The 14,878-nt window shown below is 33.9% G+C and carries 14 protein-coding genes and 1 other annotated feature; of the genes, 9 read left to right on the forward strand and 5 right to left on the reverse strand.

Annotated features, from left to right (window positions below; genetic code table 11):
* The first annotated feature begins 104 nt into the window (after positions 1 to 104).
* The 6 genes from MKY02_RS11030 (at position 105) to MKY02_RS11055 (ending at position 4,650) form a co-directional block, all read left to right on the forward strand.
* Positions 105 to 488, forward strand: coding sequence for a hypothetical protein (locus MKY02_RS11030; RefSeq protein WP_038181734.1), 384 nt, complete (start codon positions 105 to 107; stop codon positions 486 to 488).
* 289 nt (positions 489 to 777) lie between these two features.
* Positions 778 to 1,764: a ketoacyl-ACP synthase III gene (locus MKY02_RS11035; RefSeq protein WP_076065034.1), complete on the forward strand. Its 987-nt coding sequence runs from the start codon at positions 778 to 780 to the stop codon at positions 1,762 to 1,764.
* A 295-nt stretch (positions 1,765 to 2,059) separates the two neighbouring features.
* Positions 2,060 to 2,575, forward strand: coding sequence for a hypothetical protein (locus tag MKY02_RS11040; RefSeq protein ID WP_038181727.1), 516 nt, complete (start codon positions 2,060 to 2,062; stop codon positions 2,573 to 2,575).
* A gap of 368 nt (positions 2,576 to 2,943) precedes the next feature.
* A complete protein-coding gene (locus tag MKY02_RS11045; RefSeq protein WP_076035327.1) occupies positions 2,944 to 4,050 on the forward strand; it encodes a copper amine oxidase N-terminal domain-containing protein in 1,107 nt (368 codons plus the stop codon).
* Between the two features lie 236 nt (positions 4,051 to 4,286).
* The gene (locus MKY02_RS11050) at positions 4,287 to 4,421 is read left to right on the forward strand and encodes a hypothetical protein (protein ID WP_268746460.1); all 135 of its coding nucleotides are present in this window, start codon (positions 4,287 to 4,289) and stop codon (positions 4,419 to 4,421) included.
* A 28-nt stretch (positions 4,422 to 4,449) separates the two neighbouring features.
* Entirely contained in the window at positions 4,450 to 4,650 is a 201-nt protein-coding gene (locus MKY02_RS11055) for a hypothetical protein (protein ID WP_038181719.1), read from the forward strand.
* A 131-nt stretch (positions 4,651 to 4,781) separates the two neighbouring features.
* Here the strand turns inward: MKY02_RS11055 and MKY02_RS11060 are convergent, their stop codons facing one another.
* Both MKY02_RS11060 and MKY02_RS11065 read right to left on the reverse strand, forming a co-directional pair.
* Entirely contained in the window at positions 4,782 to 5,258 is a 477-nt protein-coding gene (locus MKY02_RS11060; RefSeq protein ID WP_038181717.1) for an NUDIX hydrolase, read from the reverse strand.
* Positions 5,259 to 6,161, reverse strand: a complete 903-nt coding sequence (locus MKY02_RS11065) for a pentapeptide repeat-containing protein (protein WP_076035326.1) — start codon at positions 6,159 to 6,161, stop codon at positions 5,259 to 5,261.
* Between the two features lie 264 nt (positions 6,162 to 6,425).
* On the opposite strand from MKY02_RS11065, the gene MKY02_RS11070 reads away from it, so the two are divergent.
* Both MKY02_RS11070 and MKY02_RS11075 read left to right on the forward strand, forming a co-directional pair.
* The gene (locus tag MKY02_RS11070; protein ID WP_038181713.1) at positions 6,426 to 7,205 is read left to right on the forward strand and encodes a GNAT family N-acetyltransferase; all 780 of its coding nucleotides are present in this window, start codon (positions 6,426 to 6,428) and stop codon (positions 7,203 to 7,205) included.
* An 885-nt stretch (positions 7,206 to 8,090) separates the two neighbouring features.
* Positions 8,091 to 9,527 (forward strand): NADP-dependent glyceraldehyde-3-phosphate dehydrogenase, encoded by a 1,437-nt coding sequence (locus MKY02_RS11075; protein ID WP_340711170.1) that lies wholly within the window; start codon positions 8,091 to 8,093, stop codon positions 9,525 to 9,527.
* Between the two features lie 113 nt (positions 9,528 to 9,640).
* On the opposite strand, the gene ileS is transcribed toward MKY02_RS11075, so the two are convergent.
* Complete coding sequence (ileS, locus tag MKY02_RS11080; RefSeq protein WP_340711171.1) at positions 9,641 to 12,739, reverse strand: isoleucine--tRNA ligase; 3,099 nt, start codon at positions 12,737 to 12,739, stop codon at positions 9,641 to 9,643.
* Positions 12,740 to 12,793: 54 nt separating this feature from the next.
* Positions 12,794 to 13,033: a binding site (T-box leader), on the reverse strand.
* Positions 13,034 to 13,656: 623 nt separating this feature from the next.
* Between ileS and MKY02_RS11085 the strand changes: the two genes are divergently transcribed.
* Positions 13,657 to 13,875 carry a DUF3977 family protein gene (locus MKY02_RS11085; protein ID WP_340709008.1) on the forward strand — a complete coding sequence of 73 codons (219 nt, stop codon included), beginning with the start codon at positions 13,657 to 13,659 and terminating at the stop codon, positions 13,873 to 13,875.
* Between the two features lie 42 nt (positions 13,876 to 13,917).
* On the opposite strand, the gene MKY02_RS11090 is transcribed toward MKY02_RS11085, so the two are convergent.
* Together MKY02_RS11090 and MKY02_RS11095 are read right to left on the reverse strand one after the other, a co-directional pair.
* Positions 13,918 to 14,061, reverse strand: a complete 144-nt coding sequence (locus MKY02_RS11090; RefSeq protein WP_164491921.1) for a hypothetical protein — start codon at positions 14,059 to 14,061, stop codon at positions 13,918 to 13,920.
* Between the two features lie 385 nt (positions 14,062 to 14,446).
* A complete protein-coding gene (locus MKY02_RS11095) occupies positions 14,447 to 14,833 on the reverse strand; it encodes a S16 family serine protease (RefSeq protein WP_340711173.1) in 387 nt (128 codons plus the stop codon).
* Between the last annotated feature and the right edge of the window lie 45 nt (positions 14,834 to 14,878).

Below are 14,878 nucleotides of genomic sequence, written 5' to 3' on the forward strand. Positions count from 1 at the left end.
TGTTGCAAAATATGAGGTTTTTTTAGCAAAGGGAGTACATATTACTTATTCAATAATTGTGTAATACACTCAGGTGAAAATATATTAAAGGGAAGGAGATATTAATGGTCAAGAAAATATCTATTTTAGTTTTGTTTTTATTCATACTTGTATTAACTGGTTGTGTGAATGATGAAGCAGCAAAAGAAGAGATCATTTCAGATGAATCATTTGATGTTGAAAATGTTGATTTTTATAAAGGTAAGGCAATGGAGAGCAATCAAGTAATTGTTGAAACAGCAGACATGATGTATAGAGAGAACGCTACAGTTTTTACATTTCAAAAGGGTGATAGTAGTACGACAAAATTAAAGAAAACTAAAACCAAAGCAGAATATGACAAGATTAAAATTAGATATATACTAGAAATTGGAAAAGAAGATTTAAAAGAAATAAGTACTCGGTATAGTGATGTGATTAAAAATACGTTACCAATAGATGATCATTGAAACTGCTGTATATATAAAATAAAGATTGTTCAAAAGTAATCCGTACATCCCTAAAATAGCGCAATTAAAAAGAATTCGTTTATACAGAACGAATTCTTTTTTGTAGTGGAGAGCATATCCAAACATACTTCTGACTTATAATCCTTCTGTTATCAGCTAGTATTAAATAATAAAAACGAGGTAACTATTAAATTAAAACGTAAAAAGTGTATTTATTTAATAATATTTAGTACCAGGTGCTATAAATAAGTGTTAATATAATTATGATAAATAACTTGGAGGTTTTTTTATGTTTCAATCAAAAGCGAGAATAACAGCTATCGGTTCGTATGTACCTGAACGAACATTAACTAATACAGATTTAGAAATACTTGTTGAGACAAATGATGAATGGATAGTGCAACGTACAGGAATAAAAGAGAGAAGAATGGCGCGAGAAGATGAGTTTACAAGTGATTTAGCTTATCAGGCTGTTCTTAATTTAATGGAGCGATTCGATAAATCTGTTGAAGATGTGGATTTAATCATCGTTTGTACGATGACTCCTGATTACAAAACGCCAAGTGTCGCTTCTACGCTGCAGGCAAAGTTAGGTATAAAGAATACAGGCGCTTTTGATTTAAATACTGCATGTTCCGGCTTTACTTACGGATTATATGTAGCTAATGGGATGATCACATCAGGATTAAATAAAAAAGTCTTGGTGGTTGGGTCTGAGACTTTATCTAGAATTACTGATTATACCGATAGAGCTACATGTATTCTATTTGGAGACGGAGCTGGAGCAGTACTTTTAGAATATGATGAACAACAACCAAGTTTCATTTCTTCACATATAGGTTCTGAAGGTGAAGGTGGCAAGAGTTTATATTGTTCAAATTTATCTAACATGATGAATGGTGAAGAAATATTAGACAACGGAAAATTTGTTCAAAATGGGCGAGCGGTATATAAGTGGGCTGTCACAACAGTACCAAAAGGGATGAGAACGTTATTGCAAAATGCTTCAATGGAATTAAAAGATGTAGATTGGTTCGTCCCTCACAGCGCAAATCTAAGAATGATTGAGTCAATATGTGAGAAAAGCGACTTTCCTATTGAGCAAACATTATATAGCCTAGTGGATTATGGTAATACTTCAGCAGCAACAATACCACTATCATTAGATCAAGGTGTTCGTGAAGGCAAAGTTAAGAACGGAGATAAAATCTTATTATACGGATTTGGCGGTGGTTTGGCACACGCAGGATTACTTATCAATTGGACGGTTGAATAGAGAAGTTTAAAAGGCCAAATATTTACAAGAAAACTAAGTAGATATAGGGCAAATTTGGGTTATGTAATTATAAATTTATATATAAGATTCATAAAATTTGATATGAAGCAAGAAAGATGAGTGGCTGTGGTCACTCATCTTTTATTTTGGATGATTTCAATAGTTTTAGTAGTGAAAATTTATTAATGACAATGCATAAGTTGCATCTATTATCGATAAATATAAAATAGCATTCATTTTAGTACATACTTAAAGATTAGCAATATGAGAAGGTAAAGAAAGGTGATTAAAAATCATGATTAAGAAGACGATTATTTTACTTTTTTTTATAATGATTATCTTAATGTTACTAACTTTTTCAATAAAGCCTACTATTAATTTTGATAATAATTACTATGCTCAAAAGATTTCAGATGCACTTGATACATATATAGAAAGCGATGAGCTAATCGAATCTCTTACAATCAAAAATGGAAAAACCTTTTTTTATTCGGATATATACCGTAAAACAATTCAAATCTTTTACTTTGAAGATGGAATACTTAGTTATAACGGCAAAATGAACTATGAAGTGTGGAAGAGAAAGGACCACGAAGGCGATCCAGTAGAATGGATATATCATGAGTTAGAAAATGGTGAAAGTATTATTTGGGGAGTATCACTTACAGATGATACTATAGAGATAAATAATAAAGTAAAAGTTCAAGATTATATTCAATTAGAAAATGGAGTCAACGTCTTTTTCTCGAAAAATAAAGCAGAACTTAATTTACCTATTGAAGTGACATTGAAAAACAATCAAACACAATGAATGATTGGGAAATAGTATGCAATATTCATTCTGCAATTAATACAAATACAAAGGAACGGCTTCTTCTTTATATAAGGTGCAACTAACCTAACTAAGTTATAAATTTAAGGTTCAAATCTCATATGATTTGAACCTTTTGCTTTTGTTAATTTAATATGTTTTATTCCAATTTATATATGTAAGTTTATTATTCACCTGTATGTGTGTAAAAGTTAAAACTTGAAAGGTAACTTACATACAGACTAAAACTTTTATTTGATAAAACTAAACCTGTATTTTAGTTATTTTGACAAGTAGACAATCTGAAAAATCGAATTACTTAAACTTCCAATTCATGTATAATTAATGATATATAAGGAGTGATAGTGTTGAATAAAACAAATAAGTTGATTAGCTCATTGTTACTTAGCGGATCGATACTGACGTTAGGTTTAACAAGCTCAATCGAACCTAATGACATAGTGGATTCAAAACAAAAGATAGATGCTGCTGCCGATAATCATAGCAATATCACGATGGTTGCTGCGACAGTTAAGTACAAGGTGACCATCAATGGTAAACCTGTATCTCTTCATAATAGCTCTATTAGAATAGGCCCTAATCATATATTACCTGCAAAAAGCTTTATAAGACTCTTAGGCGGAAATACTACTTTTAATAGCAAAACTAAAGTGTTAACTATTAAAAGTGATGGTACAACTTCTACAATCAAACAAGGATCTAAAGTAGCTACTGTAAATGGCAAGAAAATAACGCTATCGACAAGTGCTCAAGCAATCAATGATGTATTCATGATCCCACATGATCTAGTGGCCAAAGCTACAGGCACAAAAGTTTCTATATCAACAAGTGCAAAGACAATTGAAATCACTCAGGCTTCACCAATAATCCCATCGCGTATCAAGACTAAATATCAAGGCCATACATATGGTGCTGATAACCAATACCAGTATGATAAAACAATGGCTTATGTTAATAATTACTTCAAGAACTACAAAAGAAGATTTGTTTTTGGTTTTTGGCAACACGAACAATATGTGGATTACTTTAAAAACGGGGTAAAAGTACCGCTTGATTATATTAGTGGAGATGATTATTATGAAGGTTTGGATGCCGCTGAGCGTTGGGGTGAAGATTTAAGAAATAATAAAGTACCTTATTCCCAGATTGTGAAAGTCGCTGAGGTTGAGCTGGAAGCTAGAGATTTTTTACGTGTCGCGCCATTTTACAGTCGTTATGTAGATGATTACGATGTATATTCTGCATACCACATCTTATACAAACGTAAAGGTGATTCAGACTCTTATGCACATGCACAACAAATTGTATTTGATATGAACGGTTATAAAACTAGAGTAGTATCTATACCACCTTTTTCATGGCTAGAAGTACAAATAAACGGAAAATGGTATATTCAATACGATGAATATTGGGGTGACACATGGAGACTTTCTACTTCATCAGGGATTCAATAGTTGTTTGCTCCGTGAATTCTATTGCAATTGAAGTTACATTCAGCGAGACATGATTTTTTTGAGGGTACTTGTTTATTTCCACTAATACTATTAGAGTGGGGTAAATATTCTCATTAGTAAATCAAGGAATAGGAACGATATTAGTTCAAGCTGTTGTAGAATTTACAAATAAAAGTGAATGCTCGATGCTAAAATTAGTTACAACGTATGATCGTATGATAAGGTGGGGAGTTTAAATGATATTCTTTATAATTATTCTGCTTCTAGTTTTTTCATATGACTTTACTAAAATGAGAAATCAAATGGATCGGATTATCGAGCAAAATGATGAAATGATTCAGCTAATGAAAAAAAGGAAAGAAGAGGAATAGATGCTATTTAGCTTAGAGAGTGAAAACATTGGTATTTGAAACATTATCAAGCCAACTTTCTGTAGTGATCACTCTAGCTTTTGGCGTATTGTTAATTGTTCTATATCCACTAATACATAAAGAAAACAGATACTTTGCTTGGTTAAGCCTTATCAGAGCATTTAGTAAACAACCGATTGAAGAGATATCTATATTTTTGAAACAGGTAGGAATGGATATGGAAGAGTGATAATAATGCACAGATAATCCCAAAGAATATATTATCAAGACAACAATAAAAAAAGCAGATAAATTAAAGGACATTATATATATTATATGTAATGTCTTTTCTTCAACTAACGATCCCTATTAGAAGAAATTTTAATCTCCAACACGTAAAAACTTTGGAGGTTTTCTCTGTACAAAATGTTTTTCAATAGACTTAAGAACTTCATCATTTCCGGGTAATGAGACTGTTTCTATCGCATCCTCAAAAGACAACCATTGATAGTCGCTATGTTCATCATTTAATTTTACATCTTGATGGTCTTCCACAAATCCAATAAATACAGGGGCAACATATATATAATTTTCTTGAGGTGAATATATTTGGTCAAATTTGTTAGATGCATATAATAATACATTTGTAATCCCTGTTTCTTCATTTATTTCTCTGAAAGCAGCTTCCCAAGCCTTTTCACCTTCTTCAATACTACCACCAATATAACACCAAACATTCCGAAGAACAGAAGTATTTCTTTTTAAGAGTAACACTTTATATTCATCTTCTATCTTTTTTAATAAAACGGTCGCAATCCCTGTACATCGTATTGGGACTTCAAAATATTCTTCACTCAATCAAAACACCTCTTTGTTTTTATATCTCTTTTCACTTACAGTCCAGTGTGTTGGACGTGAAAGCAAATGCGGTAATTTTGTTTGTTCATCACCTTTTGCAGCATTAACTTGAACTTGTGTGAGAAAGATACTGCCAGTTAGATTTGCCCCTCTTAGATCGGTATCTCGGAAATCAGCTCCAATAAGGTCAGCCATGCGTAAGTCTGCGTCTCGTAAGTCTGCCCCAATAAGATATGCCCCTCTTAAATTAGCTCCTCTAAAGTCCGCACCTCTAAGCTTTGCCCCCATCAAATCTGCTCCTCGACGGTCAAGTGTTTTTCTTTTTTTAGAGTCCATATGCTGAGAGATTACTTTGCTTCTTACAAGTTCACTAGTGTTTAAAAGTAAAGCATTAACTACTACTCGGTGTGATGGTACATCTAGCTTTAAAAGTTCATCTGAACTAAGTTGGCTAAGTCGTTCCGTTTCATGAAGTGCAGTGCTAAGTTTTCTATGTATTGGACTTGCTTCCTTCAAATTCAGCGCTTCAGTCAGATACCAGATCATTTCATGAAGTTGATGCATAGTTGGGAAGACATCAAACATTTTCTGCGCTATTTGTGTATTTTCGCGCCAGTCGATTCCTTTAAATGTAGTTTGAGAAACTTTTTGTCCTGCACCGAAGCAGTCAAAAACTGTACAACCTTTAAATCCCTCTTGTCTCAGATTGTTATGAATGCTACATCGAAAATCCGATTGCAAATTAGAGCATGGCTTACCCGCCACTTTATCAATTGCAAAATCAACCGAAGCTGCGAAGGGGAGCGCAACACAACATAAACCAAAGCAGTTTTCACAATCTGCATGTAAATCACTGCGACTAATATCGAGTTTTGGAATAGGTAAATCACTATTATCAATCATTTAGTGTACTTCCTTTGCTTAGTATTTTAATAAATTAATATGTAATTTGAATAAATAGTTAGTTTGGTATTAAGATTAGAAAAAAACATTTTCTAATTTTTTTATGTTATCATTGTTCAAATTTACCAGTCAACTTTTGGATGTATTTACATAAATTTATTTATAGGAAATATCTTATAAATCATACGACTCAATAATATATATGGATAAATTTGCTATAATTATAAAAACGCTATAAAAACTATAAGAGAAAGGAGCGACAACATGAATAAAAATGAACTAATATCACTATTCCATAAAGAACTTAGACAAGAAGCTCAAACACAAAGTTATTTAAGAGAGGAAACAGAGCATGTAGTACGACACATTTCACAGTTTGGCGAATCAGGATTCATAGTCGCATCTAATGTAAATGAAGATAATGCAAGAACAATCATAAAGCAGGAGTTAGACTATTTTAGTAACCTAGGACAAGATTTTGAGTGGAAGGTGTATAGCTATGATAAGCCTGATAGTTTGAAAGATATTCTTGAACAAGAAGGCTTTAGAGTAGATACAGCAGAAGCTCTTATGGTGATGAAGCTAGATGATCAGCATCACTTGCTAAAAAACAATCAATATTTCGGTTTAAAGGAACTAACGGATGAAAAAGGCATTCAAGATATTGTTGATCTAGAAGATGCAATCTGGAATGAATCACATGCTGAGCTGGGTAAACGGCTTTGGAGAGATAAACAAAATAATCCTGAAGCCTTATATCTTTATGGGATATATGAGGAGGCTAAGCTCGTAAGTGCCGCATGGATGTACATAGAGGCCAACTCATCGTTTGCAAGTTTATGGGGAGGTTCGACGCTACCTATGTATAGAGGAAAAGGATACTATACATCTTTGCTAGCTGTTCGCGCAAAAAAGGCATTTGAAAAAGGGCATCCTTTCCTTACTGTTGATGCCAGTCCAATGAGTAGACCAATCCTTGAAAAGAGTGGTTTTCTTTGTCTAGCATACTCTTACGGTTGTCAGTCGCCTTCTAGTAAATTGTAGAACATCCTTTCAAAATTACGAGCATGTTTATTGAATAAGAAATATAAGAGTGATACATAATTTATTTAACTCCTATGTATCACCCTGTATCATTTATTACTTTAGGGATATTGATAACATATACTAGGCTAACTTTGAAATGAAGGAATCGTTTTTCTCTTTGCTAAGGAAGCACCTGATGTGCTGAAGCAGTTCTCTTTAAATAAATGATGAAATTTATTAAATGAGTAAAGCTAGTACTATGGACGGGCAATAAACCGCATCAACAGGTAGTAGTCCAGCATATAATAATTGTCATCGTCTTTGATATTCACAGCATTGGAGACAAAGACATTTGACTTCTTAGTTTATCTCCCATACTTTCTTCTGCTGCCTGTCCTTCTCTGAAAATGGCTTCGATTATTCGATAAAGACTTGCATGTGTAAATGATTTAAAAATAATCAAAAGGAATTTATGTATAATTCGAGAATTATAAGAATATAAGGTATAGATTATTTTGGAGGGGATATTCATCAATAAAAGGGTCAGAGTAATGATTAGTTTAATTAGTTGCCTGATTTTATGTGTTTTTGGGGTGTATAGTTTAATAACTGCAAGTGCATCTGTAATTCCAGCTGTCTTATTTACCATTGGTGGTTTTATTGGATTTATAGATGGAATTTATGAAATTAAAAACTTTTATATTGCATGACCGTTTGAAGTGAATGTGAATGAACTTTAAAAAGAAAACACCGTACCCTGATATTAGCAATATCAAGGTACGGTGTTTTTTACATATTTTTAAAAAAGCTCATGATGTCGTAGGGTTAAATGACGGAATTATAAGTATGACAACTGAAAACAAGTAAATAATAGTAAAACATCGGATTATTGGAGGAGGCATCATGGCTAAAAATTATCAATTTTATATAAATGGAGAATGGCGTGAAAGTAGCTCAAAAGAAAGTATAAGCATTTTATCGCCTTATTTACGTGAGGAAATTGGCCACGTTCAAGCTATTTCTCAGGATGAAGTAGATGAAGCAATAAACGGCGCAAAACTTGCCCAAAAAGAATGGTCTCAACTTTCTGTACGTGCTCGTGGTGAATATTTATATAGATGGGCTAATGAATTACTTGCAATGAAAAACGAAATTGCTCAATCTATCATGGAAGAAGTAGGTAAAACATTTAATGATGCGGTAAAGGAAGTGGAACGTACTGCAGATTTTATTCAATACACAATAGAAGAAGCAACACATATGCAAGGGGAAAGTATGTTGGGCGAAAATTTCCCAGGGGGAAATCGCTCTAAAATTGCAGTGACTCATCGTGTCCCACTTGGAGTCATTCTTGCCATTTCACCGTTTAACTATCCCGTGAACTTATCTGCCGCAAAGATTGCGCCATCTCTAATTGTGGGAAATGCAGTTATTTTCAAACCAGCAACTCAAGGTGCAATTAGTGGTGTGAAAATGATTGAAGCTCTTCACAAAACAGGCTTACCAAAAGGCGTTCTTAATCTTGTAACTGGACGAGGATCTGTTATTGGTGACTACCTTGTTGAGCATCCTGACATCGATATGATCTCATTCACAGGCGGAACAGAAACTGGACAACATATTGCAAAAATTTCGAACATGATTCCACTTGTAATGGAGCTTGGAGGAAAAGACCCAGCTATCGTTCGGGAAGACGCTGATTTAGTGTTTACTTCGAAACAAATTATTTCAGGAGCATATTCATATTCAGGCCAACGTTGTACAGCAATTAAACGTGTTCTTGTAAACGAAACTGTTGCTGATGAATTAGTATCATTATTAAAAGAAGAAATAGAATCCTTAACAGTAGGTTCTCCTGAAGAAAATAATATTATTGTACCGCTAATCGATGATAAATCTGCAGACTTTGTACAAGGTTTAATTGATGATGCATTAGAAAAAGAAGCTACATTAGTTGTGGGAAACAAACGTGAAGGAAATCTAATATACCCGACCTTACTAGACAATATTACAACAGATATGAGAGTTGCTTGGGAAGAACCGTTTGGCCCAGTACTTCCTATTATTCGAGTGAAATCAGATAAAGAAGCCATTACACTAGCAAATGCGTCGAAATTTGGTTTACAAGCAAGTGTTTTTACTAAAGACATAAATAAGGCATTTACTATAGCACCTCAAATTGAAGCAGGTTCTGTCCAGATAAACGGAAGAACAGAACGTGGACCTGACCACTTCCCATTCATAGGAATCAAAGGTTCAGGTATGGGAACACAAGGTATAAAACGGAGTATAGAAGCAATGACTCGTGAAAAAGTTACAATTATTAATATTTATGAATAATTAACTTTAGAGAATCCTCTCCACTCAAAATAAAAGGGGCGTCCACAAGTCGTTATCGACTTAATGGACAGCCCCTTTTCAGTGTGCTTAAACTATTGTTATTTAAATCATCATTATTGGTAATTCATTGCAACTTTAACAAGTGTGGTACCTAATTGTACATCAATAGGTTGCTCATTTTCTGCTAATGTATTAAACGTGATGTCATTTACAAGTAAATTTTCTCTCATTAAATCTTCAAAACGACGGATCATTTCTTTTACTTCAGTACTTGCAACAATGTTAAGAGATACATACATCTCGACTGGTAAATCTAGTTTCTTTCTTGTGTCTTGAATTGTACGAATAAGCTCTCTTATTTGTCCTTCTTCTATTAATAAAGGCGTTAATTGTACATCTAGCAATACTTTTAATTGCTGATCACCAGCTAGCTCAAAACCAGGTGTTACAGCAGATTCTACAAGAATGTGCTCAGATTTTAAAGTATAGCTGTTTTCATTTACATTAATTTGTACTTCGCCTTGAGAAAGAATTGTTTGTTTTTCTTCTTCCGGCATATTTTCTACATATTGCTTAACGGAATTGACCGCTTTACCAAATGCAGCCCCAGCCGTTTTGAAATTCAGTTTGAAGCTAGCTGATTCATATTTAGTGATATCATTAGCAAATGTAACCGTCTTGACGTTTAATTCATCTTTTATGATATTTGTATAAGCATCTAATGAACTAGAGTCTCCATTTTGCCAAACGATGATTTGATGAAGCGGTTGCTTGGTTTTTAATGAAGTACTATTACGAATACTTCTTCCGAATTCCACTATTTTCAAAATTGTTGCCATATCTTTTTCTAGCTCCGGATTAATGACTGTTTTATCCGCTTTTGGGTAGTCTTGCAGATGTACACTACTGTTGTGTAGTTTTAAGTGAATATCCTCTGCGATATAAGGTACAAAAGGTGCTAGTAAGCGGCTAACTGTACTTAATGTCTCAAATAGGGTAGAGTAAGCTGCTTTTTTGTCTTCTGATAGACCTGAAGCCCAGAAACGATTTCTAGAACGTCTTACATACCAATTACTCACTTCATCAACTAACGCTGCAATCTCTCTTGTAGCAGCTGTAAATTGGAACTCATTCATAAACTCTTCTACAACTTTGACTGTATTATGCAAACGAGAAAGCATCCATTGATCTAAGATTGTTTTCTTGCCTGTTTGATTTGAATCATATTCAAAACCATCAATTTTCGCATACATAGCATAAAATTTATACGTATTATCTAATGTATCAACTAGTTTTGATTTTGCATCTTGCACGGTCTTTTTCGAGAATCGTTTAGGATTCCAAGGGGAACTATCGATCAAGAATGCCCAACGTAGAGCATCAGCACCGTATTCTTGAATCAATTCAACTGGATCTAGGGCGTTGCCTTTACTCTTCGACATTTTCTGGCCGTTCTCATCTAATACATGACCTAATGATAAAACGTTTTTATATGGTGCCTGCCCAGTAAATAGGGTAGAAACTGCTAATAGGCTATAGAAGAAGCCCCGTGTTTGGTCAATACCTTCTATAATTACATCTGCAGGGAATTGTTTTTTAAACTTCTCTTTGTTATCAAATGGATAGTGGTGTTGCGCAAATGGCATTGAACCGCTGTCAAACCAAACGTCAATAACTTCTGGCGTTCGTTCCATCTGTCCATGACATTTAGGGCAAGCGCACTGGACATCATCAATATAAGGCTTATGAAGCTCTATACCATCATCTAAATTAGTTGTAGCGATCTCTTTTAATTCTTCAATGCTACCAGGAGCTACTTCATAGCCACAATCATCACAAATCCATACATTTAATGGGGTACCCCAGTAGCGGTTTCGGCTAATATTCCAATCCACTAGATTTTCAAGGAAGTTTCCAAAACGCCCGTTTTTGATATGCTCAGGATACCAAGTGACTGTTTCGTTATTCGCAAGCATTTGCTCTTTCAGTGACGACATATTGATAAACCAGCTATCTGTCGCATAGTAAAGAAGCGGTGAATCGCAACGCCAGCAGTGTGGGTAGCTATGCTCATACTTTTCTTTGCTAAATAGCAGACCTTTTTCAGAAAGCATTTTAATAATATCTACATCACAGTCTTTTACAAATCTGCCCTCAAGATCAACTACCTCTGCTGTGTAACGACCTTGCAAGTCGACTATATTCACAAAAGATAAGCCATTTTGTTGAATAGTTTTATAGTCATCTTCACCATAGGCCGGTGCAATATGAACGATACCGGTACCACTGCTCTCCGTTACGTATTCAGCTAAGACAACGATATGTCCTTTTTCGACAGTTGCATAATTGAATGGAGGCAAATAACGTATCCCTTCAAATTCATGTCCTTTATGCTCACTTAGAACTTCAACATCTTCACCTAGCACTTTTTCAACTAATGATTTTGCGACAATGAAGATCTCTGATTCTTTTTTAACTCTTACATAAGTTAATTCTGAATTCATAGCAAGTGCTACGTTAGCAGGTAAAGTCCAAGGTGTTGTCGTCCAACCTAAGAAGAATTCATTTTCTTTATCAGCTAATTTGAATTTCACTGTAGCAGATAAATCTTTTACATCTTTATAGCCTTGTGCGACCTCATGTGAACTTAATGATGTTTGGCAGCTAGGGCAGTAAGGTGAAACACGATGCCCTTTATATAACAAGTTGTCTTTATGCACTTTACTCAAGATGTGCCATACACTTTCGATATAGTCATTGCTTAATGTCATATAAGGATCATCCATATCAACCCAATAACCTAATTCTTCGGTAAATGAACGCCATTTCTTCTCGTAAGTGAAGACACTTTCCTTACATTTCTTAATAAATGGCTCTATACCATAACGTTCAATCTCTTGTTTACCCGAAATACCTAGTTGCTTTTCAACACCTAGTTCTACAGGAAGACCGTGTGTATCCCAGCCTGCTTTTCTTTCTACTTGGAATCCTTGCATCGTTTTATAACGTGCCACAACATCTTTAATCGTTCTGCCAAATGCATGGCCTACATGGGGTAGACCGTTTGCAGTTGGTGGACCTTCATAAAAAACAAACGGTGTGCTTCCTTCTCTTGCATCAACAGAAGCTTGAAAAGTATCTTGTTCTGTCCAGAGGTTACGAATGCGTTGTTCACGTTGTACTGTATTTTCTTTACCTTCAATCGAATTCATTGATATCGCTCCAATACTAAATTATATAAAAACATACAAAAAACCCCGTCCCAAGTAAGGGACGGGGTTAACCGCGATACCACCCTAATTCTATTGAAAACCGCTCAATAGCACTCAGCAACGTACAATCATACGTGTTCCTTTTAACGGCGGACACCCGGATAGACCTACTGAATCTTCAGACTATCTTCTCAGAGAGGATCTTCACATTACACTTAAACACTGACTTGCACCGATCTGTCAGCTCTCTAGGGAATAAGATGTAACGCTACTCTTTCTCATCAACGAATTTGTATGCTTTTATTGAGAATTATCGTAACAGAACAGAAAAAAATTGTCAAATTATTAAAGAAGGTATCTACACATTAAAGGAAATGAAAGAAGGGGAGGGATGATACTAGTTTATTGTTGTAGAAACCTGGATATTTAGAGTTTAGATAATGTAGATAGAGAATAGTGAAATTTAATTATACAAAAATGAAAGTTTTGTTAAATGGGATAACTGAAAATAGTGTAATCTAAAAAGTATATTATAAATTCAAAAGAATCTATAAATAAAATAGCGAATTTAATAGAAAAAGTGGGTTACACTATAACGTTTTAGAACACAGAGATACACAAATCTATTTTTCATGAACGCTCAAAGCAACCAAAATATGCGAATGAATACTTTTGAACCATTGATACATAAGCGTTTGTGAAGGTTTATTCACCTGTATTTTTATTGCAGAAACTATACATTTTAGGACGAATAAAGGAAAATTAATATAATTTTTATAAATATTTGTCACTTCTTGGAATAAGGTTTGAGTTTTGATATGTTACTATTATTTTTACCAATCTATTTTTTTCCGATAGGTAAGACAACAAATACTATTTACATTTAGTGATTAACAAAAGTGAAGCGGTGATCAAAAATGAAATTTATTGAAATAGGAATTGGCAACACGTGGATTGTTAGGACAGAGACAGAATTAGAGGAACGAGGTATAATAGGACCGATTATTTTAAAATCGGTTTATCTTCGAATTTGGTTATTTAAAACGGTAGTAATCCTAGATTCAAAGGAAGGTTTAAAGAAGTTGAAAAAGAAGCGAAACTCCCTTAAGTTAGTATTGGGTATTCAAAGTAAATAAGATAAAGAAGGAAACTTCGCATTTATGTAATTAAAATTTGTGCTACAGCCGTTTACGAAGTTCTTTTAGTTCGTCACCTATTTTTTTTATTTCTTCTGTTTGCTCTAGAACATTATTATTTAATCTTCGTACAGCTTCAAATACAGCAAAAATCGCGCAAATAATTATAATCCCAATAACTCCCATTTTACACCTTCTTCTATTTACATAATAGTACTTATCATAACTTAATTGTACTATTATGTAAATGTTATACAGTTTATATGTAAAATAATTAGAGGATAGGTACAAATTATTTAAAAGAGTTATTAGATTTATTATATTTAAGAGATGATAATGGAATGAAAAGAAATACAGTAATTTGGATTAATAATCATATTTGCCCTACTAAACTGGATTTTATTAGACATTCAACCATGAGTAGCATGATTACATAAAAGAAACTAAGGTGTATCATTTGAATTAGTTTTATAGATTCGTCTTGCAAATCAAGTCGAATGTTTCTCAACTTCTCTAATGTAGATAAACACAAGGCATCCTGTATTGTTTATAAGAAGCAATGCAGAATTCCTTATTTATTTTGTTCATTACTTTTATCGTTCAATTCATTAATCAGTCGAACTGCTTCTTCTACATGTGCCACATCAAGAATTTGCATGTTTAAATTTTGTTTCTGCTGAATTTCCAAAGCTTCTTTTCTATTTGCACTTGGAACGATCATCAATGAAAAACCGGATTTTTCAGCAATTTGCATTTTTTCTTTTAAAATCCCTATGGCTAATACGTCTCCCGTTTCGCTAATTGCCCCTGTAACAGCAATCTTTAAGTCATTTTGCAAATCGCCCCTCACAATAAGTCCTGTTAACGCTAAACCTAACCCAGCGCTACTTCCATCAATATGATCGTTATTTAAAAATTTGTTAATCCTTCCATGCTCTTGTCCTAAAAAATGATTCACGTTTTCTCTCATTTGTTCTACGCTATCTTTCCCAAGATGGAACCA

Source organism: Viridibacillus sp. FSL R5-0888 (assembly GCF_038009105.1).
Classification (GTDB): Bacteria; Bacillota; Bacilli; order Bacillales_A; family Planococcaceae; genus Viridibacillus; species Viridibacillus arenosi.

What these genes read in the sequence shown, in the direction of transcription:
- MKY02_RS11090 (WP_164491921.1), bottom strand. Translation starts at nt 14,061, where the DNA reads ATGGGAGTTATTGGGATTATAATTATTTGCGCGATTTTTGCTGTATTT.
- ileS (WP_340711171.1), bottom strand. Translation starts at nt 12,739, where the DNA reads ATGAATTCGATTGAAGGTAAAGAAAATACAGTACAACGTGAACAACGC.
- MKY02_RS11070 (WP_038181713.1), top strand. Translation starts at nt 6,426, where the DNA reads ATGAATAAAAATGAACTAATATCACTATTCCATAAAGAACTTAGACAA.
- MKY02_RS11040 (WP_038181727.1), top strand. Translation starts at nt 2,060, where the DNA reads ATGATTAAGAAGACGATTATTTTACTTTTTTTTATAATGATTATCTTA.
- MKY02_RS11030 (WP_038181734.1), top strand. Translation starts at nt 105, where the DNA reads ATGGTCAAGAAAATATCTATTTTAGTTTTGTTTTTATTCATACTTGTA.
- MKY02_RS11050 (WP_268746460.1), top strand. Translation starts at nt 4,287, where the DNA reads ATGATATTCTTTATAATTATTCTGCTTCTAGTTTTTTCATATGACTTT.
- MKY02_RS11085 (WP_340709008.1), top strand. Translation starts at nt 13,657, where the DNA reads ATGAAATTTATTGAAATAGGAATTGGCAACACGTGGATTGTTAGGACA.
- MKY02_RS11065 (WP_076035326.1), bottom strand. Translation starts at nt 6,161, where the DNA reads ATGATTGATAATAGTGATTTACCTATTCCAAAACTCGATATTAGTCGC.
- MKY02_RS11035 (WP_076065034.1), top strand. Translation starts at nt 778, where the DNA reads ATGTTTCAATCAAAAGCGAGAATAACAGCTATCGGTTCGTATGTACCT.
- MKY02_RS11075 (WP_340711170.1), top strand. Translation starts at nt 8,091, where the DNA reads ATGGCTAAAAATTATCAATTTTATATAAATGGAGAATGGCGTGAAAGT.